18 protein-coding genes are annotated in these 25,030 nt (G+C 60.5%); 5 read left to right on the plus strand and 13 right to left on the minus strand.

What is annotated here, in order from left to right:
* Positions 1 to 37: 37 nt before the first annotated feature.
* Both ACK9YZ_RS19915 and ACK9YZ_RS19920 read left to right on the plus strand, forming a co-directional pair.
* On the plus strand, positions 38 to 1,876 hold the full coding sequence (locus tag ACK9YZ_RS19915) for an ABC transporter ATP-binding protein (RefSeq protein ID WP_416064920.1): 1,839 nt from the start codon (positions 38 to 40) through the stop codon (positions 1,874 to 1,876).
* Positions 1,877 to 2,133: 257 nt separating this feature from the next.
* Positions 2,134 to 3,465, plus strand: a complete 1,332-nt coding sequence (locus ACK9YZ_RS19920) for a glucoamylase family protein (RefSeq protein ID WP_416064921.1) — start codon at positions 2,134 to 2,136, stop codon at positions 3,463 to 3,465.
* A gap of 1 nt (position 3,466) precedes the next feature.
* Here the strand turns inward: ACK9YZ_RS19920 and ACK9YZ_RS19925 are convergent, their stop codons facing one another.
* The 6 genes from ACK9YZ_RS19925 to ACK9YZ_RS19950 all read right to left on the minus strand — a co-directional run bounded on the left by ACK9YZ_RS19925 (position 3,467) and on the right by ACK9YZ_RS19950 (position 11,805).
* Positions 3,467 to 4,504, minus strand: coding sequence for an ABC transporter ATP-binding protein (locus ACK9YZ_RS19925; RefSeq protein ID WP_416064922.1), 1,038 nt, complete (start codon positions 4,502 to 4,504; stop codon positions 3,467 to 3,469).
* Positions 4,501 to 6,099: an ABC transporter permease gene (locus ACK9YZ_RS19930; protein ID WP_416064923.1), complete on the minus strand. Its 1,599-nt coding sequence runs from the start codon at positions 6,097 to 6,099 to the stop codon at positions 4,501 to 4,503. The genes ACK9YZ_RS19925 and ACK9YZ_RS19930 overlap by 4 nt, the downstream gene beginning before the upstream one ends.
* Positions 6,100 to 6,232: 133 nt before the next feature.
* The gene (locus tag ACK9YZ_RS19935) at positions 6,233 to 7,258 is read right to left on the minus strand and encodes an iron ABC transporter substrate-binding protein (RefSeq protein ID WP_416064924.1); all 1,026 of its coding nucleotides are present in this window, start codon (positions 7,256 to 7,258) and stop codon (positions 6,233 to 6,235) included.
* A gap of 205 nt (positions 7,259 to 7,463) precedes the next feature.
* Positions 7,464 to 9,002, minus strand: coding sequence for an aldehyde dehydrogenase family protein (locus ACK9YZ_RS19940; RefSeq protein ID WP_416064925.1), 1,539 nt, complete (start codon positions 9,000 to 9,002; stop codon positions 7,464 to 7,466).
* 25 nt (positions 9,003 to 9,027) lie between these two features.
* Positions 9,028 to 10,311 (minus strand): NAD(P)/FAD-dependent oxidoreductase, encoded by a 1,284-nt coding sequence (locus ACK9YZ_RS19945; protein ID WP_416064926.1) that lies wholly within the window; start codon positions 10,309 to 10,311, stop codon positions 9,028 to 9,030.
* 69 nt (positions 10,312 to 10,380) lie between these two features.
* On the minus strand, positions 10,381 to 11,805 hold the full coding sequence (locus tag ACK9YZ_RS19950; protein WP_416064927.1) for a VOC family protein: 1,425 nt from the start codon (positions 11,803 to 11,805) through the stop codon (positions 10,381 to 10,383).
* Between the two features lie 84 nt (positions 11,806 to 11,889).
* Between ACK9YZ_RS19950 and ACK9YZ_RS19955 the strand changes: the two genes are divergently transcribed.
* From ACK9YZ_RS19955 to ACK9YZ_RS19965, 3 genes are all read left to right on the plus strand, one after another.
* A complete protein-coding gene (locus ACK9YZ_RS19955) occupies positions 11,890 to 12,798 on the plus strand; it encodes a LysR family transcriptional regulator (protein WP_416064928.1) in 909 nt (302 codons plus the stop codon).
* 71 nt (positions 12,799 to 12,869) lie between these two features.
* Positions 12,870 to 13,106 (plus strand): Lrp/AsnC ligand binding domain-containing protein, encoded by a 237-nt coding sequence (locus ACK9YZ_RS19960; RefSeq protein ID WP_216756273.1) that lies wholly within the window; start codon positions 12,870 to 12,872, stop codon positions 13,104 to 13,106.
* Positions 13,107 to 13,221: 115 nt separating this feature from the next.
* Entirely contained in the window at positions 13,222 to 14,376 is a 1,155-nt protein-coding gene (locus ACK9YZ_RS19965) for a glycosyltransferase family 4 protein (RefSeq protein WP_416064929.1), read from the plus strand.
* A gap of 116 nt (positions 14,377 to 14,492) precedes the next feature.
* Here the strand turns inward: ACK9YZ_RS19965 and ACK9YZ_RS19970 are convergent, their stop codons facing one another.
* The 7 genes from ACK9YZ_RS19970 to ACK9YZ_RS20000 form a co-directional block, all read right to left on the minus strand.
* Positions 14,493 to 17,804 (minus strand): oligosaccharide flippase family protein, encoded by a 3,312-nt coding sequence (locus ACK9YZ_RS19970; RefSeq protein ID WP_416064930.1) that lies wholly within the window; start codon positions 17,802 to 17,804, stop codon positions 14,493 to 14,495.
* Between the two features lie 89 nt (positions 17,805 to 17,893).
* Positions 17,894 to 19,072 carry a glycosyltransferase family 4 protein gene (locus ACK9YZ_RS19975; RefSeq protein WP_416066778.1) on the minus strand — a complete coding sequence of 393 codons (1,179 nt, stop codon included), beginning with the start codon at positions 19,070 to 19,072 and terminating at the stop codon, positions 17,894 to 17,896.
* A gap of 45 nt (positions 19,073 to 19,117) precedes the next feature.
* A complete protein-coding gene (locus ACK9YZ_RS19980; protein WP_416064931.1) occupies positions 19,118 to 21,592 on the minus strand; it encodes a glycosyl hydrolase 2 galactose-binding domain-containing protein in 2,475 nt (824 codons plus the stop codon).
* Positions 21,593 to 21,608: 16 nt separating this feature from the next.
* On the minus strand, positions 21,609 to 22,571 hold the full coding sequence (locus tag ACK9YZ_RS19985) for a DUF1839 family protein (protein WP_416064932.1): 963 nt from the start codon (positions 22,569 to 22,571) through the stop codon (positions 21,609 to 21,611).
* 8 nt (positions 22,572 to 22,579) lie between these two features.
* Positions 22,580 to 23,488: an amino acid--[acyl-carrier-protein] ligase gene (locus tag ACK9YZ_RS19990; protein WP_216756278.1), complete on the minus strand. Its 909-nt coding sequence runs from the start codon at positions 23,486 to 23,488 to the stop codon at positions 22,580 to 22,582.
* Between the two features lie 4 nt (positions 23,489 to 23,492).
* Complete coding sequence (locus tag ACK9YZ_RS19995) at positions 23,493 to 24,674, minus strand: acyl-CoA dehydrogenase family protein (RefSeq protein ID WP_416064933.1); 1,182 nt, start codon at positions 24,672 to 24,674, stop codon at positions 23,493 to 23,495.
* A complete protein-coding gene (locus ACK9YZ_RS20000) occupies positions 24,674 to 24,925 on the minus strand; it encodes an acyl carrier protein (RefSeq protein WP_216756280.1) in 252 nt (83 codons plus the stop codon). The genes ACK9YZ_RS19995 and ACK9YZ_RS20000 overlap by 1 nt, the downstream gene beginning before the upstream one ends.
* Between the last annotated feature and the right edge of the window lie 105 nt (positions 24,926 to 25,030).

The raw sequence follows: 25,030 nt of genomic DNA on the forward strand, positions 1-25,030 counted from the left end.
CCCGACCATCCGGCACAAAAGAGAATAAGGGAACGAAATGAGTGATCAGCCTGCAGCATCCGTCTCTCCGGTTCTTTCCGTCCGGAACCTGACGACATCCTTCCTCGCCGATGGTGAATGGAAATCCGTCGTCCGCAATGTCTCCTTCGATGTCATGCCGGGGGAAACGGTCGCCATCGTCGGCGAGAGCGGTTCGGGCAAGAGTGTTACCTCGCTCTCCATAATGCGCCTGCTCGCCAAAGGCTCAAGCCGTGTCGAAGGCAGCATCACGCTCAACGGCCGTGACATGCTTTCGCTCTCCGACAGGGATATGCGCGCCGTCCGCGGCAAGGATGCAGCCATGATCTTCCAGGAGCCGATGACCAGCCTGAACCCGATCTTCACCATCGGCAGGCAGATTTCCGAAGCGCTCACTTGCCACGGTGATATCACCAAGGCTGACGCGCGGGCTGAAACCATCCGCCTTCTGGAGAAGGTGCGCATTCCCAATGCCGCCTCCCGCTTCGACGAATATCCGCACCAGTTTTCCGGCGGCATGCGCCAGCGCGTGATGATCGCCATGGCGCTCGCATCGCGGCCGAAGCTTTTGATCGCCGACGAGCCGACCACCGCGCTCGACGTGACCATCCAGGGTCAGATCCTCGATCTCATCAAGGTGCTGCAGGAAGAGGATGGCATGTCCGTTCTCTTCATCACCCATGACATGGGCGTGGTCGCCGAGATCGCCGATCGCACCATCGTCATGTATCGCGGCGAGGCGGTCGAAACCGGCATGACGGATGATATCTTCAACCGCGGTATGCACCCCTATACGCGTGCTCTGCTTTCCGCCGTGCCGCGTCTCGGCTCGATGGACGGGCAAAAATGGCCTTTGCGCTTTCCCGTTATAGATACGGCGACCGGCGAGCGCAGTGAACCAGTGGAGGTGGCCGACACCGTCGACCGTCGCAAAACGCCGATCCTTGAGGTGAAGAACCTCGTCACCCGCTTCGATATTCGCGGTGGCCTCCTGGGCCGCAGGACCGGCGCCATTCATGCCGTCGAGGATGTCTCCTTCAACCTCTTCCAAGGCGAGACACTGGCGCTCGTTGGCGAATCCGGCTGCGGCAAGTCCACGACCGGCCGTTCGATCACCCGCCTGGTGCATCCGAATGGCGGCTCCGTCAACCTTGACGGCTATGACGTGCTGAACCTCGATGCGACCAGACTGCGCAACATGCGCCGCAGCATCCAGATGATCTTCCAGGATCCTTTCGCGAGCCTCAATCCGCGGATGACGGTGGGAGCAGCCGTTGCCGAGCCTTTCATCGAACACGGGCTTGGCACCCGCGCCCAGGCCCGCGACAAGGCTGCGGACCTGCTCGAACGCGTCGGCTTGAAGTCGGATATGATGAAGCGTTACCCGCATGAGTTTTCCGGCGGCCAGCGTCAGCGCATCTGCATCGCCCGCGCTCTTGCGCTCGACCCGAAAGTAATCGTTGCGGATGAAAGCGTCTCGGCTCTCGATGTCTCGATCAAGGCGCAGGTCTGCAATCTCCTTATGGACCTGCAGCAGAGCCTCAACCTCGCCTTCCTCTTCATCTCCCACGATATGGCCGTCGTCGAACGCGTCAGTCACCGCGTCGCGGTTATGTATCTGGGTGAAATCGTCGAAATCGGCCCGCGGGAAGAGCTCTTCCGCAACCCGCAGCATCCCTACACCAAGAAACTCATGGCGGCGGTTCCGGTACCGGATCCCGCCCGCCGCGGCATCCGCCGCAACCTCGGCACCGACGAACTGAAAAGCCCTGTCCGTCCCGTGGGTTACGTGCCTCCGAAGCGTCAGTTCCGCGAGGTGGTGACGGGCCATATGGTGCGGATGGAGGAAGCCGCCTGAGCCAGTCCAGCAGGTTCAACCGACAGCTTGAGAATGGTAGGTATTGCGCGAGACGGACCGCATCCGGGGAGGTGCGGTTTAATCCCTTTTGCTGCATCGCTTATATCATTTATTCCAGATATTATTTCACTGGGAATTATTAACGCCAATTGCCGGCGTTTGTGTTCTCTTATCCTTGCGAATCAAAAAGGTTTGATTTGCCTGGGGGCAGCCACCATGTTGAAGCATGGGGCGATATAACAGTTGGGCAGGAGCACATGCTGCAACGGATTGAAGACATTGATGCCGCGCTAGTCGACAGGCTGCAGCACTCAGCGTTCAAATATTTCCTGAAATATTCCAATCCAGAAAACGGGCTTGTGCCGGATACGTCGATCCCTGGCGTGCCGGCAAGCATTGCCGCGGTCGGCTTCGGACTTTCCTCCTATCCTGTTGGCGTCGAGCGCGGCTGGATCAGCCGCGCGGAAGCTGCCGAGCGCGTCTTCAACACGCTGCACTTTTTCGCCAACGCCAAACAGGGTACGGAACGCCACGCAACCGGACATCGCGGCTTCTTCTACCACTTCCTGCACGTCAATACCGGCAACCGCGCCTGGAACAGCGAGCTTTCGACCATAGATACCGCTCTGCTCGTCGCCGGCATTCTGACCGCCGCGCAATATTTCGACGGCGAGGATGAAACCGAGACCGAGATCCGCGCGCTCGCAAAATTCATCTACGAGCGCGTCGACTGGCGCTGGGCGCTGAACAAGGGCGACACTATCTCGATGGGCTGGAAACCTTCTTCCGGTTTCCTGCGCTGGCGCTACCATGGCTTCGATGAAGCGATCCTCCTCTACACGCTGGCGCTTGCGTCACCGACCTACCCGATCCCGCAATCGAGCTATGACGCCTTCACGGCAAGCTATTCGTGGATGATCTTCAACGAGCAGCCTTATCTCTATGCCGGCCCGCTCTTCATCCATCTCTTCTCCCATGCCTGGATCGATTTCCGCGGCATCAAGGACAAGCCGATGGCTGAGCGGAACTGGGATTATTTCCGTAACACACAGGTCGTCATCGACGTCCAGCGCGATTATGCGGAACGCAATCCCGGCCAGTTCGTTGGCTATAGCAAGGATATCTGGGGATTTACCGCTTGCGATGGCCCGCCGCCGACGCGGCGCATGCGCGGCGGCCGTAACCCGAAAGTGCTGGGTTATGCTGCCCGTGGCGCCCCGCTCGGTCCCGATGACGGCACGATCGCGCCCTGGGCAGCGCTCGCCTGCCTACCTTATGACCGGCAGGCCGCCATCGACGGCACCAAGGCACTGCTGACCACCTATCCGAACCTACTTCTGGAAGGTGGCTTCCCTGGCGGCTTCAACCCGACCGTCCAGACCAAGCGGCCGGAAGGTTGGGTCGATGACCGCACCGTAGCCATCGACCAGGGTCTCGTCGTCATGACGGTCGAGAACGAACGCTCCGACTTCATCTGGAAACTGATGCGCGAGAACCCGGTGATCCGCCTCGGCCTCGAGCGCGCCGGCTTCACCGGCGGCTGGCTGGATGGCGAGGAAACGGAAGAGCTCGCTTTGAAAGCAGGCTAACTTAGCGCACGAAAACATGGGCCTTGCCGGCGATATCGAGGCGAACGAGATCGCCCCGCGCCGGCAATGCTACACTTGAGGTCTTGATCAGGATCGGCGGCAGGGCGACAGCAGCAAGCGACACCGCCACCGTGCAGGTCGCACCGCCGAATTCCACATCCACGACACGCCCGCCATATTTCGCATTCGCCTCATCGACGACGACGCGAATCTGCTCCGGCCGCAGCATGATTTCCGCTTTACCCTGGTGGGCTCCCTCAACCGGCACATTGCCGAGCGCACAATCGGCAAAACCATTCTTGATGATCGCCGGCAGCATCACCGCATCACCAAGGAATAGCGCCGTCTCTCGGTCACGCGGCTTGAGATAGAGCGTCTGCGGCGTGCCGGCCTGTACAAGCCTCCCCTCGCGCAAGACCGCAACCTGATCGGCAAATGAAAGGGCCTCGCCCTGATCGTGCGTCACGAGGATCGCGGTAATGCCTGCCGTCTGCAGCACGCGGGCGACAGCCTTGCGCATATTTTCCCTGAGGCCCGTATCGAGCGCCGAAAACGGTTCGTCGAGCAGCATGAGGCGCGGCCGGCGGCCAAGCGCACGAGCAAGCGCCACGCGCTGCTGCTGACCACCCGAAAGCTGGTGCGGACGACGCTCCAGCATGCCGCGGTCGAGCTCCACCATTTCGAGAAGGTCGAAGATGCGCTTTTCGCGATCCGGTGCACCGCGCTCGAATCCGAAACCGATATTCTCCGCCACGCTGAGATGAGGAAAGAGCGCGCCATCCTGCGAGACGATACCGATACCGCGCTTGTGGGCAGGCACGCAGGCCGGCCCGTCAGCCAGAACCTCGCCATCGAGTATCACCCGGCCGATTTCCGGCTGTTCGAAGCCGGCGATGATCCGCAGCAACGTCGTCTTGCCGGAGCCGGAGGGACCGACGACCGCCGTGCGGCTGCCCGCCTGCACTTCAAGCGAGATATCCTTCAAGGCCTGAACCGGTCCGTACCGCTTGCTGATAGTGTCGATCGTAAGCAGCGTCATTGGCCGGCAGTCCGTTTCGATTGGGCATAGAGCATGAGGGTAAGCGGCAGCGACAGCACGACCATCATGAAGGCATAGGGCGCCGCCGAGACATAATCGATCTCGCTGGTCAGCGACCAGAATTTCGTCGCCAGCGTGTCAACGCCGTTCGGCGAGAGCATCAGCGTCGCCGTCAGCTCGTTGGTGATGCCGAGCGCTGCAAGCGCCACACTGGCGGCGGCCCCTGGCGCAGCAAGACGCATGGTGATCTGCCGCGCTGCTTGTCCCGGCGTGCGGCCAAGGCCCATCGCCGCACGCTCCAGCTCGACAGGCGCCTGCGCGATGCTGGCGCGCAGGCCGACCATGGCACGCGGCAGGAAGAGCAGCACATAGGCGACAAGCAGCGTCGCAAACGTCTGGTAGAGCGGCAGTACGAGACGGACGGTAATGGAAATAAGCGCCAAGGCCACGACGACGCCCGGCAGCGAGCCGACATAATAGTGGCAGGCTTCGAGAATACGCTGGAAGCGGCCCGGCGCGCGCACCGAGAGCCAGGCCATGGGCGCTGCGGCGACCGTCGCCAGCACACCGCCTGCGATGGCGAGAACGATCGTCTGCGCAAAGGCGCTCACCACCTCGATACGCCAGATGCCGAGCCCACCGAGATAGAGCCAACGGCCGAGCGTGATCAGCGGCACGCCGAGCGCCAGCACTGCAAGGATGATCGGCAGAGTCACGGCCGGTACCACGAACCAGCCGAGCCGGCGTCGATCAGCCGGTCGCGCGGAGCCGGAGCCGACGCGCGCATAGCGCTCGTTGCCGCGCAGCAGAATCTCGAGACCGAGCAGGAACAGGCAGCAGCCGACGAGCACGCCGCCGAGCATGTTGGAAGCCGGGCTGTTATAGGAAGACTGGAACTGATCGACGATCGCAGTCGCGAACGTGTCGAAGCGGATCATCACGAACAGCCCGTATTCCGAAAGCAGATGCAGCGCGATCAGCAGCGAGCCGCCGCAGATCGCAAGGCGGAGCTGCGGCAGGATCGTCCGGAAGAAGACGCGCCACGGATCGAGGCCGAGAGAGGCAGCAGCATCCTCAATCGCCGGATCGAGCCGACGCAGTGCCGCCGCGACCGGCAGATACAGAAACGGATAATAGGCAAGCACCGAAACGAAGGCGCCGCTTTGCAACCCGCGCATGCCCGGAAGCAGGCTCACCCAGGCATAGGAATGCACGAAGGCCGGCACAGCGAGCGGGGCAATGGCGAGCCACGCCCAGAGCCGCGCAAGCGGGATATCCGTCCGCTCTGTCAGCCAGGCGAGCGTGACGGCAAGGACGATCGACAGCGGAATGGTGATCGATTCCAGCAGAACCGTATTGACGAGAAGCTCGCCGACGCGCGGGCGGAAGACCAGCGTCTTCACCGTTTCCCAGCCGACGTCATAGGTCACCCAGGCGATGAAGCCGAGCGGCACGAGGCTGAAGATCGCCACGATGGATGCAAGGAGGACTACGGAAGCGTGCGGCATGCGTCCGCGCGGCAAAACCATTGGCCCGGCCCCCGACGCCACCGGCGTCTTATTGCCGGATGCGAGCAATCTGTTGTCCTGCAGCAAGGCCTATGCCTTCACACGCTGAAAAAGGAAGGCAACCGCCTTTGAAGAGCGGTTGCCGGATTTTGTCATGCCCTAAGGTTTTCTTGAGCCAAAAGCAATAGTTTTGACCGGAAGTAGACTGCGGCAGAAAGGCTTAGATCAGCCCTGCGGCCGTCATCAGCTCCACGACCTTCTTGCTGTCGAGGGTCGAAGCTTCGACCTTTGGTGCGTTGAGGTCGGCAAGCGGCACCAGCTTGTCGTTGGAAGCTGCATCCTTGCCGACGGCATATTCAAAGGAATCGCCATCCTTGAGCACCGCTTGACCGGCCTTGCTGGTGAGGTACTTGATGAAAGCCTGGGCTTCCTTCATGTGCTGCGTGGACTTCAGGATACCGCCGCCCGAAACGCTGATGAAAGCGCCTGGATCCTGGTTCTTGAAATAGTGCAGGCCGACATTCTTGCTGTTCTCGCCGGTCTTCGCCTGATCGCCGAACCAGTAATAGTGATAGATGATCGCGCCTTCGACTTCACCGGCATTGACGGCCTTCATGGCGACGCTGTTGCCCTTGTAGGGGGTGGCGTTGTCCTTGAGACCCTTCAGCCAAGCCTTGGTGGCGTCTTCGCCCTTCAGCTGCAGGAAGGCCGCAACGATCGCCTGGAAGTCTGCGCCGGCAGGAGCTGCACCCCAACGTCCCTTCCAGGCCGGATCCTGGAGATCGAGCATCGACTTCGGCAGCTTGTCTTCCGTCAGCTTCGTCTTGTCATAGGCAAAAACGGTGGTGCGGGCGGCAATGCCGGTCCACATGCCATCAGCCGGGCGGTACTGTTCCGGAACCTGATCCAGCGTATCCTTCTCGATCGGCGCGAACAGGCCGGCGCCGTCGACAAGCGACATCGCCGGCGAGTTTTCGGTCAGGAATACGTCGGCAGGCGATGCATCGCCTTCCTGGATGATCTGGTTGGCGAACTGCATGTCGCTGCCCTGGCGCATGGTGACCTTGATGCCGGTTTCCTTGGTGAAGGCATCGATCCACTCACGGCCGAGGCTTTCGTGCTGGGCGTTGTAAACGACGATACCTTCGGACTCCTGCGCATTGGCGCTGCCGGCGAGTGCAGTGGCGGCTAGAAGCGAAGCGGTAAGCGCGAGCGCGCCGGAAAGACGGTTAAGAGCAGTTTTCATGATGGCCTCCGTGGCGATGTCACCCGAGCTCCCCAAGGGCGATGGCAGGCGTATATTTTTGTTGACTGATGATTTCAAGTTTCGGGGTCAAAAATAACATCACGATATCTTGACTCAATCTTTCATCTTCGCGGGAATAAACTCGGATTCTGTCAAAAAAAACGACGCCGGTGAGGCGTCGCCTGTTGTATTCCAATGCGTTAGCCTATTCGACGTCGAATTTGACGCCCTGTGCCAGCGGTAGGGTCTTCCCGTAGTTGACGGTATTTGTAGAGCGCCGCATGTAAGCCTTCCAGGCGTCGGAACCCGATTCACGGCCGCCGCCCGTTTCCTTCTCGCCACCGAAGGCGCCGCCGATTTCCGCACCTGACGGTCCGATATTGACGTTGGCGATGCCGCAATCCGAGCCACGCGAAGACAAGAACGTCTCGGCTTCACGCATATTGTTGGTGAAGATCGAGGATGACAGACCCTGCGGCACGGCATTGTGCAAGTCCAGCACCGCGTCGAAGTCGCTATATTTGATGACATAGAGGATCGGGGCGAAGGTTTCGTGCTCGACAGGGCCGGTCTGTTCCGGCATTTCCACGAGCGCAGGGCGAACATAAAAGGCTTCAGCCGAACCGTTCTCAACGCGCTCACCACCGACGACAGCGCCGCCGGCAGCCTTTGCCTGGCCGAGGGCCGACTGCATCTTTTCGAAGGCCTGACCATCAATAAGCGGGCCAACGAGCGTACCGGTTTCCAGCGGGTTGCCGATCGTTACCGAACCGTAGGCCTTTTTCAGACGCGGCACGAGTTGGTCGTAGACGCTCTCATGCACGAAGAGGCGGCGCAGGCTGGTGCAGCGCTGGCCGGCTGTACCCATGGCGGCGAAGGCGACGCCGCGGAGCGTCAGGTCGAGATCGGCCGTCGGGCAAACGATCGCAGCGTTGTTGCCGCCGAGTTCGAGGATCGCGCGGGCAAAACGCTGCGACAGGCGCGGACCGACCGCACGGCCCATGGCCGTTGAGCCGGTTGCCGAAACCAGCGGAATTTTCGGATGGTCGACCAGCACTTCGCCGATTTCGCGGCCGCCGATCAGCAGCGTGGAGAGATTTGCGGGAGCCTTGCCGCCTTCAGCGACGAAACGCTTCAGCGCCTTCTCGAACAGGGCCTGCACCGCAAGTCCCGTCAGCGGCGTCTTTTCCGAGGGCTTCCAGACGGTAGCATTGCCGCAGACGATGGCAAGCGCCGCATTCCACGACCAGACTGCAACCGGGAAGTTGAAAGCCGAGATGATGCCGATGGCGCCGAGCGGATGCCAGCTTTCCATCATGCGGTGCTCGGCACGTTCGGTGGCGATCGTCAGGCCATAGAGTTGGCGGGAAAGACCGACCGCGAAATCGCAGATATCGATCATCTCCTGCACTTCGCCGAGGCCTTCGGAAGTGATCTTGCCCACTTCGATCGAAACGAGCCGGCCGAGTGCTGCCTTGGAAGAGCGCAATTCTTCGCCGAGCAGACGGATCAGCTCACCGCGCTTCGGCGCCGGAACGGCCCGCCATTCGAGGAAGGCCTTGTGGGCCGCGTCGATCGCCGCCTTGGCATCCGCGACGGAATGCTCCTTCAGCTTGCCGATTTCCTTGCCTGTTATCGGCGAGGAAACGGAAAGTGTCCCGCCCGTATAGCTTTTGGCATCGACGCCGAGATCGGCGAGCAGCTTGGCGGTTTCGGTGGCGAGATCGAGGACGGCGATGTTCATTGTCTTGGTTCCAGTCTTGTTGTTCTCAGAAGCGGGCATCCGCGAAATGGGCGACCTGAGCGCCGGCTTCGTACCATAGTTCCCTGAGCGCGCGGAAGCTCGGCTCACGCGGATCGGTCAGCGGCAGCGGCAGGTCCGCCTCGCCGACCCGGCCAAGGATATGTTCCGCCAACGTGCGGCCGAATACCGTGCCGGGCGCGATCCCACGGCCATTGTAGCCCGAAAAACCAATAACGTTGGGGGCGAATTTGTGGAAGCGCGGCAGCGCATTGTCGGTCATGCCGATCTGACCATACCACTCGCATTCGAACTCGACATCGCCGATTTCAGGGAAGAGCCGCTTCAACGAGCGTTTGGCCCAGCCCTTGTGAACGGAAAGGCCGGTATTGCGCAGCGCCCCGACACTGCCGAAGACCAGTCGCCCTGCCTGATCCATCCGGAAGGACGAGAGGATCTCCTTCGTATCCCAAACGCCTTCGCGATTGGGCAGGATCGACTGGCGCAAATTATGGCCGAGCGGCACGGTGGCGAAATTGAAATAGGGCAGAAACACTTGCTCGTTACGAACCTGCTCCCAGGGGCCGGTGCTATAGGCGTCGGTCGCGACGATGATCCAGTCGGCAGTGACCTGCCCCTGCGCCGTCTTCACCACCCAGCGGCTGCCCCGACGCTCCGTTGCGATGACCGGGCTCGCCGTGTGCAGCACGCCCCCCACCTTCTGCGCGGCATGGGCAAGCCCGCGCGCATAGGCAAGCGGCTGCAGTGTGCCGGCGCGCATGTCCAGAAGCGATCCGGCATAAGCATTCGTGCCGATACGTTTTGCCGTCTCGTCCGCGTCAAGCAGCATAACCGGCGCCCCGCGCGCCGACCATTGTCTGTAGCGGTCTTCGATTTCCTTCAAGCCGTCGGCACCGACGGCGCAATGCAGCGTGCCCTGCTTTTCGAGCTCGCAGGCGATCCCGTGCTTTTCGATCAACTCCATTACCAGTCGCGGCGCATTGCCGAGCAGATCGAGCAGCCGTTCGCCGTAGACAGGGCCGAGCACGCCGGGAAGATCATCCGGCATGACCCACATTCCCGCATTGATCAGGCCGACATTGCGTCCTGCCCCACCGAAGCCGATCTCCTTCGCTTCGAGCAGCACGACCCGCAACCCCGCCTCGGCCAGATGCAGACCGGAGGAAAGGCCGGTATAACCGCCGCCGACAATGACGACATCAGCCTCCACAGCACCCGACAGTGCAGACGTGACAGGTGGCTGAGGAGCAGTCTTTTCCCATAGGCCGTGGGAGCGCGGATCATTGAGCATCGGACAGTCCAATCAGGATCGAAATCAGCACTCTAGCGCCGCCTCAGCTCTCGCGGAAGCGGCCAAATATCAGACGACCGTCTTCAGCTTCAGACCGGAAAGGCCGAGCTTTTCCATAGCCATGTCCAGCGAAGCAGTCTGCCGCTCGGCATAAAGCGCGAGCTCATCCTGCACATCAGCGCCGAGCGCTTCCTCGAAGGCTGCCCGGTTCGAGCGCATCGCATAATTCTGCTGCTGATCGGTACCGAGATTCGACTGGAATATACCGGCCGCACTCACGGGCAGGAAATCCTCGTAGATGATAGGATCAAAGCGAAGATAGCCCTTGGCGATGAGAATTTCCGGATCGGAGGGGAGTTTCCCCCTCGCCGCAATGCCTTCAGGGGACGCCGAATAGTGGAAGAAGGCTAGCCCTTCGCGCCGCAGTTCGTCCCAGCTGTCCGGCAGCGCTTCGAAGCGCTCGGTGAGCTCGGTATCGTAGTCCCCGGCCTTGGCGCCGGATGCCCCGACCTGCACTTCACTGCGCACCGAAGCAAGCAGCCGATCATAGAGCGCCCGGCCCTTGGCCGTCAGCGCCACGCCGCGCTGTTCGATCTCGCCGAAGCGAGCCGTATGCGTGCCTGATGTCGTCCCGGCCGCTCCGGTAAAGGCGATCGGTTCTTCCAGCGCCTTGAAGCTCGTCTGCCGCAGCAGGATATCGCAATTGCGCCGCGGCGGCCCCTCGATGACGGCCTTGGGCGTGATGCCACGTTCCGGCATGCGCCGCTGCACTTCGTCAATATCGAGCGTGCGCGGCGTCAGATGGTTGATATGCGGCCCTTTGAAGCTGACGACATCGGCAATCAGACGGTGCGCGTCATGCAGACGCTTGTAGGTCTCAGCGCCGACCGTCGCCTCGCCATGCCAGCGGAAGGTCTCCAGCGCCTCGGCGACGAATTCCGTCGCTTCCGCTTCCGTCAGCCCGCCAGCCCTCTCGTGCTGCTCGATAAGCGCGATGGCGCGTGGGGTATAAATTCGCCGTTTTGCGAGAATGGCCTCGGCTTCGACACGTAACTGCTCGTCCTCGATGAGCTCAAGTCGCAGAAGCGAGGTGAAAACACGGAACGGATTGACGTTCAGCGCTGCTTCTTCGACCGGCCTGAAACAGGTGGAATGCACGGGAACGCCGGCGACCGAAAGATCGTAGTAGCCAACCGACCGCATGCCCATGACCGCAAAGAGCCGGCGGATCGTGAAGAGCTCCCCGGCAGTTCCGAGACGGATCGCACCGTGGCGCTCGACATCGATGCGCTCAAGTTCGCCTGCACGCCGAAGCCGCGCGCTCAATTCCCCGTCTTTTGCGAGAACTTCGGCGTTGACCTCCCCCACAAGCTCGATCAGCGTGCCGTATTGCGGAACCTCCGTCCGGTACATCTGCGACATGGCTTCGGTAAAAAGCGAACGGATACGGTCCGTGGAGACGAAAGCGCCGGGCATGAAGAACTCCGCGTTCATTCCGATTTTGCAGGATGAAGTTCTTTACAAGCCGGTCGGAGCAATGAATATCGACGTTTCGGAAACAGTTCATTCTGAAATGGAATGATTATGCTCACACCTAGGCGCTTTTTGCCGTCAACGTCCCACCTCGCCGCCTTCGAAGCGGTCGCCCGTACCGGCAGTGTGACGGCAGCGGCCCGCGAGCTCGACTTGACGCAGAGCGCCGTCAGCCGTCAGATCAAGGCGCTGGAGGAACAGCTTGGCGTCGAACTCTTCCTGCGCGAGCGCCAGACGGTGCGCCTTACCCTTGCCGGCGATGCCTATGCGCGGGAAATCCGCGAGGCACTGCGGCGTATCTCCAGCGCTTCGCTGAATCTGCGCGCCAATCCGCACGGCGGCACGCTGAACCTCGCCATCCTGCCAACCTTCGGCACACGCTGGCTGGCGCCACGCCTTGGTCGATTCCTTTCTGCCAATCCGGGTGTCACGATCAACCTGGTCACCCGGCTTTCCTCTTTCGATTTCCGTCTCGATTCCATCGATGCCGCCATCCACTTCGGCCATCCGCACTGGCCGGGTGCGGAACTCGCCTTCCTCATGTCGGAACGCACGCTGCCCGCCTGTAGCCCGGACTTCCTCAAACGCAACGCAATTTCCCATCCGGAAGATCTGCTGACAGTACCCCTCCTGCATCTGACGACGCGACCCGATGCGTGGGAGCGTTGGTTCGCGGACAACGGTGTCGCCTTTGAAAGCGTGCACGGCATGCTGTTCGACCAGTTTGCGACGGCTGCACAAGCCGCAATCGCCGGCCTCGGCGTCGCTCTTCTGCCGACGTTCCTCATCCAGGAAGACCTGAAGCGCGGCGATCTCATCGCCGCCGTCAACCGCGAAATGGAAAGCCGCGAGCGCTATTATCTCGCTTCCCCCCCGGAGCGCGCCGACTACGCGCCGCTTGCTGCCTTTCGCGACTGGATTGTCTCTGAGGCCCGTTCGGATCAACAGGCATAAGGAACGGCTTGCATCGCGGCGGCGGTTTCGACCATTATGCGCGCCATCAGAATTCGATGCAGGAAATTCCCATGAAGCCGATCTTCGTCCAGCTCCAGTGCGCGCCCGGCAAGACCTATGAGGTCGCCGATGCCATCTACAAGACCGAACTGGTCTCGGAGCTCTACTCGACATCAGGCAATTACGATCTGTTGCTCAAGATCTATATCGAGGAAGGCCAGGATATCGGCAAGTTCATCAACGACAACATCGCCAATATCCCCGGCATCATTCGTTCGTTGACGACATTGACCTTCAAGGCGTTCTGAAGCGATTAACCCTTTTGCTAATAAAGGCTGCAGCGGCGCGCCTTCATAAACCACCCCTTAAGCACGGACATGGCTGATAATACCCACAAAAAACAGGTGGGAAATGTCCGTCTCCATGAAAGAGACTTTTGAGAACAGGGCGCAGCCGCAGGCCGCACCCCTTGTCGTACACGTCGTTCGACAATTCCTGCCCAACCGTGGCGGGATGGAGGATGTGGTCGCCAATCTGGCTCGCCAGACGTTGAAACGCGGATATCGCGTTCGCGTCGTCACACTCGATTCGCTCTTCACCGCGCCCCAAGACAAGCTTCCGATATACGAAACCATCGACGGCATCGAGGTCGTCCGGATCCCCTGGTCCGGCACCAGCCGCTATCCGGTCGCGCCACAAGTCTTTCGCCATATCGGCGATGCCGACCTCATCCATGTCCATGCCATAGACTTCTTCTATGACGCGCTCGCATGGGGCAGGTTCTTGCACCGCAAACCCATGGTCGTAACGACCCATGGCGGCTTCTTCCACACAAAGAAATACCTGATCATCAAGAAGATCTGGTTCGGTACGCTGACACGGCTTTCTGCAATGGCCTATCGACAGGTCGTTTGCTGCAGCGCGTCCGACCTCAGCCAGTTCATCCGCATCGTTCCTGACGGCATCACCATCGAAAACGGCGCCGATATCGGCAAATTTGCCGATATCGCCTCGCGCGCACCTGAACGGCGCATCGTCACGATCGGCCGTTTTTCTGTAAACAAACGGCTCGATCACCTGCTGGATGCCGTGGCCGCGCTCACCAGCCGCAATCCGGAGTGGCATCTCGATATTGTCGGTGCCGTATCTGATCTCAATGCCGCCGATCTCCGACGGGAGATCGCCGCAAGGTCGCTGGAGAAGTCCGTCACGCTCGCTATCTCGCCTGACAACCAGGAGATCCGCGGCATCATCGCCAAGGCTTCGCTCTTCGCTTCCGCTTCGGAATACGAAGGCTTCGGCCTCGTCGCACTGGAAGCGATGAGTGCCGGCCTGCTGCCGGTTCTGAACGCCAATGAGGCTTATCGTGCGCTTGCAGGGAGGCATGAGGCAATCGTGCTCGCTGACTTCACGAGACCGGAAGCGGCCGCAGATGCGATCGAAAATGCTTACCTGAAAGTCGCTGCCGGAGGTACGATCCTGCGGAGGAACCTCATCGATGCCGCCCACGCCTATTCGTGGGACGCCGTGGCGGAGCGCTACATCGACCTTTACCGGTCGATCGGCATTATCGCTTAGAGAAATTCGAGCAAAAGCGCGCAGCGGCTTGTGTCCGCAACTGTGGGAACACAGGGCGACAACGCATTTCCGCCATTCGAGGGAAACCGGAAATGCTCCAGAAAACCAGGAAATTCTCAGACCTTCGCCAGCCGGACAATCTCGTCCAGCACCAGCTTGCGTGATTCCGGCGGTGTCAGGTTGTGGTCGGCATCCTGCAGCATCACCAGACGCACATTCGGGTGCCGGGCGAACTTGTGCCCGCGCGGACCGAAGTGGAAATACATATGGTCGAGGCCGACATCGCCTTCGCTGTAGATCAGCGTCAGCGGCACCTTGCGTTTGCCGAGCGTAGCAAAGGAGTGACGCACCTGCCGAGCGACATGGCGTCGTCCCGGGATAAGTTCGACAAGCGGCGCAACGCGCGGCGAAAGCCTGCGGCCGACCGCAATGAAGATATTCTGCAGGGCCGCGAAGACATCGACCTCGCCGCGGAACAGTCGCTTGAGCGTGTCGAGCCGCATCATCCGCTGGCCATAATCATCGACACTGCGCGGAACCGAGACGACATGCTCACGCCGCACCGGCATCTCGGGATCCCAGTAGTAGACGAAGGGATTGATGGAAACGATCGCCTTCAGCCGCTCATCCTCAATACCTGCCCGCAGCGCCACATAACCGCCGCTGCAGCGCCCGGCAACCATGATCGGACCGGAGACGAAGCTTTCCAGCAGATCGAGCGAGGCGAGCGCATCGTCCGTCTGCGTCGCCGAATAGAGAACCTGCTCCGGCGCATCCGGACGCGGAACGCTGTCGCCGACATTGGCAGAATCGAAGCGCAGCGAAACCACGCCCTGACGCGCCAGCGCGCGCGCCATATCGACCGTCGTACGGCCCCAACCGGCATGCCGGTCATAGGCCGTCGACATGAAAAGAACAGCATTGCCCTTGATCTCGCCCTGCGGCCGGCTGACGACACCGATGAGATGCTGGAAGGCGCCGAAACGTACCGGAACTTCCTCAAAGCCGTCGCCCACGAGCGCCTGATTTTCGATCACTTGCAATGAGTGCTCGGCTGATCTTGAGGGCGTAGTCGTTTCGCCGAGCCATTCGGAAAGCAGCTCGATGACCGCCATCGGCGTCTTGGCAAAGAGCGGGTTCGTGACCAGTTCGTCATAACCCTCGAAACCGCGTTGCTCGACATTGCCGCCGAGCGCCTTCAACGCGTCAGCGAAGGCCGTATCGTCGACGCGAACCGGGCGTTCTAGTATGAGATAATTTGGCGCCGCCAGGCCCTGTGGTGAACTGATGTTGAGCTTGCCGATTTCCGCGGCAATCGCGTCCGGTAGGGTCAATCCGGCGATCTGGACCTGGGTGCTCGGCGCATGTTCCTTTCCGAGACCGAGGTCGGCATGGATGATCCGCGACCACATATTGATCTCGCGCAAATGCCCCCTGCCGCTCAGAACAGGTGCAAGCAGCACGACGTTGTCGACGCCCTCGATCGTATGGCCGGTCAGATGGACAAGCGTGCCGCCGAGACCCTGACCGACAAGAACGATCTGCGAGCAACCACTGAGTGCCTTCAGCTTCGCAGCAGCCGCGCGGATGGAATTCTTCCAGATTTCGAGGCTCGGTGTGTGATCACCGAAATCCAGCGCGTCGCCCGTGCCTGTATAGTCGAAACGCAAGCTCGGAACGCCGATATCGGAGAAGTGCTCTGCAGCCACGCGGTAGAATTTCCGTGTGCACATTTCCTCGAAACCCCAGGGACTGACGAAGAGAACGGCAGCCGAGCGTTTTACGACATCGGGCTTTTCCGGCATGAAGAGACCGATCGTCCCATCGAAGACAACAGGAAGGGCGGCGGCGCGGCCGGCGCCTTCTGCCGGCTCACGCGAAAATTCCTCGTTGACCGGCCTTTTCTCTTTCCCTTCGGGGGTGGGCGCGGTGATGAAATTGACCGCGCGCCTTGCCGTTCCCTGTAGCAGCGCCGGCATCTTATCGAGGATCGAACGCAGGACATGAATATCCTCGGCCGGAACGGCGCGGAAGACCTTTAGCGCAGCAAAATAGGTAAACGTGCCGGCGATGATCGCAACGATAAGACCAATCGGCCCCTGGAAGATCTCAAGCGCGGTAATGGCGCCGCAAGCGCAAAATACCGCCGCAAGAGTAATCTTCGCAAGGCTTAGATAAAGGCTCGAAAGCTGAGTTCCGAATCCCGTTTGTCTGACCATCATTACCGACATCGCAACAAATACGGTGATGCGCACAAGCGCGGCACCCTCAGCGGCCAGCGTAGGTACGATGAGTAAACAACCCACTACCATCAGGAGGCCACCTATCACACTGATTTTCAACCGTACGTTAGCTTTATCGATGGAAAGCAGGTATAGGCTGAGAACCTGCATGAAAGTGTAGGCCGGCGCGACAAGCGCAAGCAGGGCGACAACCCCACCGCTTCGATCGAAGGCTTCGCCGAAGACGACATGCACGAGTTCGCTGGAGATCGCGGCAAGCCCGAGGCTCATGGGCAGCACGATATAGGCCATGCTGCGGATGACAGCGGCAAAGGCCTCAACCGGGAATTTCGAATCGGCACTGGTATGCCGCCGTTCCGAATAATAGGGCAGAAGACTGCCGCTCATCTGGATGGGAAGCTGCAGCGCGATATTGGCGATCGATAGGCCGGCAGCATAGAAGCCGACCATTTCCACTGACCAGAACTGCTGCAGGAAAAGCAGCTCGATACGATTAAGAAAAATCGAATCGATAATGAACTGCATCGACAGGATGACCGAAGACGAAGCCAGATATTTCAGGGAGATGCCGCAGCGGTCACGGCGGGTAAAGAGGATCGGTAAGGTAGCGACGAAAAGCACGAACTGGCCGAGCGCATAACCGACGAGCACACCTTCCACCCCATAAAAGACGGCGCCGATCGCGACGCCTGCGAGTTGGAAGACCGAGACGATCAGCGTCAGCTGGAAGAAGGTGTCGAGCCGCTTTTCGCCGATGAGGTAGAATTTGACGAAGGAACCGATTGCCTGGATGAAGAAAAGGATACCGGTGACCAACGCCACCGACGGCGCGGTATCGGCCCAGTGCATCTCCTCCGACGTCAGGAAGAACATGGCGTAGAGCCCCAGCAGCACGAGCGTGGAGCAGACCATGAAAGTGACGAGGATCGAAGCAAATCCCTTGCGTTGCTCAAGGCCGTAGCCCTGCGCCGAGAGTTGCGGCAGCGTCTTCAGAAGCGTAATGCTGGAGCCGAGTTCGGCAATCGAGGCACCGGTGACGACGAGCCAGAGCGAGAAGGCGACGATGCCGTTGGCCTCGGGCCCGAGCAGGCGCGCGGTTATGATCGAGGACACGAACCCCGTCACCAGAAGCAGCATGCCCGCCGCCGCATTCATCATCGAATTTGCGATAATGCCCTTCGACATCTGTCCATCCGTTGCGCGCCGCATCGCGGCCGAAAAACAAGCCATCTCTAAATTGGAAATGTTAAAATAAAGAGGAGTACGCCCTCAGCTCAGCTTGCCTGCATTGCCGAAAGCCTTGAAAGCGCCTTGTCGTAGCTGTGCTCGGCAAGGTGGCGCATCAGATAGTCTCGAGCCCCCTCCGACTTCCGCCTCGCACCATCAGGATCGTAATAGATGCTCTTCAGATGCGCTGCCGCCGCCAGCGGCGACGGATCGGCCCAGACGGCATCCTTGAGATCGGCAAATTCCGGATGATCATCGATGACGGGAATGAGTGAGGGCGCGACCAGCCAGGTATTATCAGGGTCGCAAAAGTCTGCAGTACCCGACCATCCTGTCGAGACAACGGGCGTGCGGTGCATGATCGCTTCAGCCACCGTCAGACCGAACCCTTCCGAACGATGCAGCGAAAGATAGGCGTTGGAATCACGGATAATGCCGTTGATCTCTGAACTCGCCAGATTGTCGGTAACGATCCTGATGTTAGGGTCGCCCTCGACGGACTGCATGAGCATTCGAAGCGCTTCGTCCCTGCCCGGATTGCCGCTCGCCTTCATCAGCAGGAAGGCATTGGGGCACTCGGTGCTGAACAGCCTGAAGGCCTCGATGGCAGCCTGCGGATTCTTGCGGTTGATCGAGGAACCGGCACTGAAAATGAAGGATACGAGGAAGGCATCCTCGGCAATCCCGAATTTCCGCCTGATACCGTCAGCCGCTGGCCGCTCGGTCACCGGATGCGGCACGACGATGACAGGTGCGGTCGTATGCGGCGCGATCGCCCGCCTGGTGAATTCAGAGGGAACGAGGACAGCGTTCATGTAATGCATGGCATTGCGCCATTCCGCCGGCACCACTTCGAGCTCCCAGGCCCAGTAGCCGATGTTGAAGGCGCGGGTGAAATTGCCAAGCCCTTTCTTCAGGATCGCGCGCGGCAGCATGGGCGGATTGAGATGCCATATACGGCTTCCTGGCTGACCCTGGGAAACCTGGGTAGATGCCCACTCCACCAGCTTGCCTTCATCCGGATGCGTGCTGACATCAGCAAGCATGATCTCACGGCCCGCCTGTGAGAGCGCGGCGGCGCAAAGCCGTGCGGATTCGCCGACACCTGCCGCCATCGACAGATAACCGACGACTTCCACTGGCCGGCGCGAGTTGAAAGCAAACCGCGATTTGACGATTAACCGCTGCAGAACATGTCCGCGCACGCTCCGATAGACGCCCCGCAAACCCTCTTCCGCCTGCACTCTGATCGTCATTGCCACTCCCAGCCCTTAAAGCGCGAAACGGCGCGAGGCGCCGACGCTCCTGATTTCGCCCGCCGGCAATGCATCGCCATCTGTACCCGCAGCGGCGATGAGCTTGACCCGCTTGGCAGGACCCGGCGCCAGATGGAACCAGTCTTCTTCCGCTCGATAACCTTCGACATCGATATGGACCGATTGGGCAAGCCTGTCGGTCGCAAGCGTGACGAACCAATCATCGCCCTCACGCATGAAGGATGCCTCGATCGTTGCGTCGTGGAACGCTTTGGTTCGCCCGCGCGGAAAATGGAACGCCTGCGCCAGCAACGCACCGTCCATGGTCGATCGCAACCATGCGACGCTCACATCATGCGACGGCGCACCGAAACGGAAGGCATAGGCAGCATCGAAGAAGCCGCCGAAGAGATCGGTGCAGGCGATGCGCTCCACGCTTCTGGGATCGAGATTGAAAGCCTTGCTGCCACTCGCTACCTGCTGGCGCCCATCGCGCAGGCAGGCGACATCGAGTTCGACAGCGACCACCTTGTCCGTTTCATTGATAACATGAGCGTAGAGGCCGTTCGTCCCCTCATCGGTGAAGACGAGTTGGACAGGACGGAAGGCGCGGCGCATTGCGTGCCAGACGGGCTTCGGCTCGCCGGTGGAATCGATCACGCCCCAGCCAGCTCCCGGCAACAGATCCTGCAGGGTCCAGACGAGCGCGCCATTGCAAGAAGATCCCTTACGCCTCCATTCGGCAAAGGTCTCCTCCAGCACCTCGCCCGTCACGGCGCGCGAAAGATCGAGATAGCGCTCGGGGTCTTCACGGCGGAGCTTAGCCGGGTCGAGATCGTAGAGAAGCCCGAGATAGAAATCCCTGATATCCTCGAAATCCCAGGAAGCGCCACGGTCGCGCGGCACCCGCTCTTTCCAGAGCGGACTGTGAACCGAGGGCACGTCGAGATGCCGCTGCAAGGTCTTTTGCTGCGGCACATGGGCGAAGGCCAGGCTTTCGGCCGCAAAACGGACCTCGGCACGGCGCGCATCCTCGAGCGGCCGCATATAGGCACCGACGCCGTAATAATGCGTGACGCCGGCATTGGACGAAAAGGGCATGGTCCCGCTATAGGGCGAATTTGGCACATAAGGCACATCCGGCCGCATGCGCTGGCAGATCGCCGGGATGATCTCGTCGGCGATCGGCCCGCTCCAGAAATCCGCTGGCAGACCGAACATCGCCGCCTGCTGGTGGATTTCGCTGCCGCCACAGAGCACGGCAAGCGAGGGCGAGAGCTGCACGCCATGCAGGAACTCCTCCACCTCGGCATGCACATGACCGATAAAAGCCTTGTCGTTCTTCGGATAGTCGAAATTGGCGAACATGAAGTCCTGCCAGACCATCAGCCCGAGCGCATCGCAGAGCGCGAAAAAGTCGGGCGTTTCATAGGCCATGGTACCGCCGATGCGGATCATGTTCATGCCGGCCTCGGCCGCAAGTCGCAGGAAGGGCTCGTAATCGGCTCGCTCGCCAGGCAGCCGTACGATATCGGCCGTTGTCCAGACCGCGCCGCGACAGAAGACCCGCTCGCCGTTGACGACAAGCGCGAAATCATTGCCATCAGCACCGCGGTCTGCCTCGATACGGCGAAAACCGGCTTTGCCCAGCGAATGTTCTTCGCCATCGATAACCAGCGTCACGTCATAGAGATGCGGTAAACCATGCGTATGCGGCCACCAGGCCTCGATGTCGGAGAGCTTGAGAATTGCCGAATAATGCCGATCGCCGATCTTCTCAAAACCTTGTTCGGCACCAGCGCAACGCAACAGCATCACCGGCTCCTCGCCAGCGGTATAAAGCGAAACGCTAAGCCGCCCCGCGCCATTTTCCTCCAACACCGCGCGCACCGAAACATTATCGACCGAGGCCGCACCCCGGCGCACAAGCGAGATCGGCCGCCACGGCCCGACCGCATGGATTTCCGGGCACCAGCCGGGCATATGCCCGAGCAGCGTCGTGCGGATGTTCTTCAGCCCTTGCGGTGTGATCATCTGCGGGCGCCAGCGGGCTCGCGGTCCGGGTTCGCCAAGGCGGGGGGCGAGCGCCCGGAAGCATAGGGCCAGTTCATCGCCACCTGCGAGCGTCACCGGTATCTCATGGGCGGTGAACATACTCTCGGAGAAAAGGATCTCCACGCCGTTCAGAAAAACATGGCAGACCGTCGCCAGCCCCAGAAAACGCAGGAGCGCCTCTCCCGGCTCCACATCGAAGAGGCGAGTCAGATACCAGGCATCCCTGGTGTTGAGCGCTTGGGCATTTTCCCGGTCGAAAAGCCCGGCTCTTTCCAGCGCAGCCGCGACAGTGCCCGGAACGGGTGCCGGAATGAACTGCGCCGACAGATGGATATCGTGCGGCGTCGCACAAGCGTCAGGCTCGGTCAGAACCAGATTCCATCCTTCGGAAAGCAAGCTTTCCTCAGCCCCGATGCTTGCTAACCGCCCCCGCATGGTCAGATCTCCGGCTTCAGAATCGCTCCGCGAGCGATGCCATCATCGAATCCCATGCATCGGCGGCCGGATCAAGTGCCGCCTTCAACGGCTCGAACTTGCGACGGGTAACAGCACGGGCAAGCTGGAACTGAACCGACTTCGCTACTTCCGAGATCCGGCGCGCCTCTTCGGCCGCAACACCAAACTCGCCGGCCGAAAGCCAGGTCAGATGATCGGCAGCAAGCTCGAAATTCGCACCAACCTGCCGCAGCGTGTTGAAGGCATATTTATGAAAGAAGCCGAAGGGCCGGTCGGCCACGGCTTCGACCTGCAGCGGGAAAACCTCTGCAAAGGCGCGTATCGGATTGGCGCTCGGACGACGTTTGAAATGGAAGCCGAGAAGCCCCCGCGACGCCTCGCGCAGATGTACCTCGCCGACCGGGCGTTCGGGGAACTTGACGAACTCCGTATACGGGAGGAACGGCGCATCCTCATCCGTCAGATGGGACTGGAAAAGCCCGTCGAAATCCTCTCCCTCGATACGGAAAAAGCCGGCATTGTGGAAGTAATCGACGCGCTTGCCGGCAAAATCCAGGCGGTTGATCGCGACCGTAGTCTTGCCGTGCTCCTGCCGGTAGGCGGTGCCGCGCGTGTCCGGCATGTAGAAGGAATCCATCTCGATGTAGCAAAGGCGCCCGCGGGCGATCTGCACCTCGACATGTCGCTCGACGCGGTCATAGATCGCAAGCTCGGTGGCGCGGATACCATAGAGCGCTTCGAGATCTTCCAGCGGCACCTTGAAGAAGGTGAACTGGTCGCCCTCGAAATCCTGCGTCAGCGTGAAGCCGAGCATGGCCTCCGGCGCAACGCCGAACGTCGATAGAACCTCGATCCAGAGATCGATGTAACAATTGGTCTCCGGCCACATGCGCTCGCCGGAATGCAGCGCATGTGGCTTGTAGGTATCGGGATCGATACCCGCAAAGACCGATATCATTGAGCCGCTCAGCCCCACAGGACTTTCCGTACGCTGGCCGGCCATTCCTTGACGTCAAGGCCGTGGTGATGGAAGAGCGCCAGCGCAATGCGTTCCAAGCCGAAGCCGACGCAGGCGGTGTGGGCGACACTGCCGTCTTCGAGGTTCAGGCCCCACTTCAGGCCGAACGAATCCTGGTGGTAGTTGAAGCTCATGCAGGCGGTTGGGTTCGCCGCCGAGGTGATCGGGATCAGCAGCTCGAACTTCAGGTTCTGGTCGCGCTGGTTGTTGACCATCATCTTGCCGGCGCGGCCGAAGAACGGGTCGTTGGCAACGTCGATGGTCACGTCGAGACCGACCTGCTTCATCATTTCGACGCCGCGGTCCATCCAGCTCTGGCGGAAATCAGTCACATGCTGCTCGGTGCCCATGCAGACATATTCGCGCATGCGGAACAGCTGCTGGCGAGCCGGGTCCTTCGAGGGCTCATGGCGGAAGCAATAGGACTGCAGATCGAAAAGGCCGCCCTTGGCAGGCAGATTGCCGCGCTTGGCGACCGTCGGATAGAGCGGATAGCAGGCGGCGGGCGTCAGCACGATATCAGTTGCTTTCTGGTCCTTGGTCCAGTCTTCGCCGACTTCCATGCATTGCAGCAGGCTCATGTGATCGAGCTCGCTGCCGCAGAAGCTGTGCACCGTGCCGGCAAGCTGCGGGAAGCTCTTCATATAGCCGCTTTTTTCGAAGAGCGCGCGGTTCATGCCGGGCGGAAAACGCATCGCCTCGGCGCCGTCGGCACCGCCGAACGTGTCGATCAACCGTTCGAAGGCGGCAATGACGTCTTCAAACTGGCCGCTGCGGCCATAAAGGCCGTCAACGCCGGTATCGATCAGCAGGCCGGACTCGAAGAGCCGGTCCAGAAACGATGTCTGCATATCCATGGCTTTACCCCAGTAGGCTAGTGTCCTGCTTGTGGACGAGGAGCATGCTCGACGTATTGCCGAGGATGCGGTCGTTCGAGATCATGAGCTGTGCGGAATGGGCATCGCGCAGATGACGCCCGAGGCTGAAGGGCGTACCGTTCTTGTAGCCCATGATGCCGCAGATGAGCATGGTATGATTGACGATTTCCAGGATCGTTTCCGAGGAAGCGATCTTGACGTTGTTCATCGCTACCGCAAAGCCCATCGATGAGAGCTTGTCGCCGTCAGCCTTGGCATCTTCATAGGCCTTGAGGCCGGCAACGACGTTCGACTTCACCATCTGCAGGAGGTTGGAGACCTCCGCGAGGCGAAGTGCGCCGGGCGGCGTCGCATCTGGAGACTTGCGGGCAGCGGCACGTACGAAGGCCTGCGCGCGGGAAACGGCATCGACGGCAATGCCGTACCAGACACCGCTCCAGAGCAGGTGCGAGGAAGCGAGCATCGACTGCGCAGCGATTTCAGCAAAAGGCTTCGGCAGGATCTGTACAGCCGGCGCCTCGCCCTTGAACAGGAAGCCGTCGGAGCAGGTGCCACGCATGCCGAGCGTATTCCAAACATGCGTCTTTTCGATCGTGTACTGATCTTTCAAGAAAGCTGTCAGCACCTGATCGGAAGAGGCGGCCTGCGGATGGCTACGCGAGGTGATGAGAATGGCATCGGCATGCGAGCCGTAGGAAATGACGGTCGCATCTTTTTCCAGCCGGCAGATATCGCCATCGATTTCGATGGCGCAGATGCTGTTGCGCAGATTGCCGCCGATTCCGCCCTCGGTGGTCGCGGAGGCGATCAGAAGCTGTTCAGCGACGATGCGGCGCATGAAGGCGCAATGCCATTCGCTGTCGGCGCCATGTTCGACGAGGCTGGAAAGCTTGATCTGGTGCATGGCAAAGACCATAGCGCTTGCCGCGCAGGCCTGGCCGAGCATCGAGCACAATTCGGCAATATCGGTGGTGGAAGCAGCCTCGCCACCAAGATGGCGGGGAATCTGGATACCGAGCAGTCGCTCGGCTTTCATCGCATTGACGGCTTCCTGCGGAAACCGGCCTTCGATATCGACGGCATCCGCGTGTCTTGCCGCAATTTCGGCGACGCGGGCAGCCCTTGCGACCAGGCTGTCTTCCGTGATCTTGACCGGGAAGTTCATCAGGCGACCTTTCGGCTATCCCGGATGAGATCGACCGTTTTGGCGATCGCCGAGATGCTCGCGAAGGACTTGCGGTTCAGGAGATTATCGGGGAATTCGATGTCGAATGCCTCTTCGATGCCGAGCATGAGCTGCACCGAGGCGAAGGACGTCAGACCTGCAGAGTAAAGATCCGCATCGTCGGCAACCTGATCAACCGGAACAGGAAGCTTGCCGAACTTGGCTACGAGGTCGCGTATTGTCTTGTTCATCCCATCCACTCCAGATTTTCATGATCCTGAGCCGGCATTCATCGCCTTTTCATGGGAGTGCTTTTAGTACGGAAAACAGAACATTCCGCTAATATAATTAGTTAA

Source organism: Rhizobium sp. ZK1 (assembly GCF_047782645.1).
In the GTDB taxonomy this organism is placed as follows: domain Bacteria; phylum Pseudomonadota; class Alphaproteobacteria; order Rhizobiales; family Rhizobiaceae; genus Rhizobium.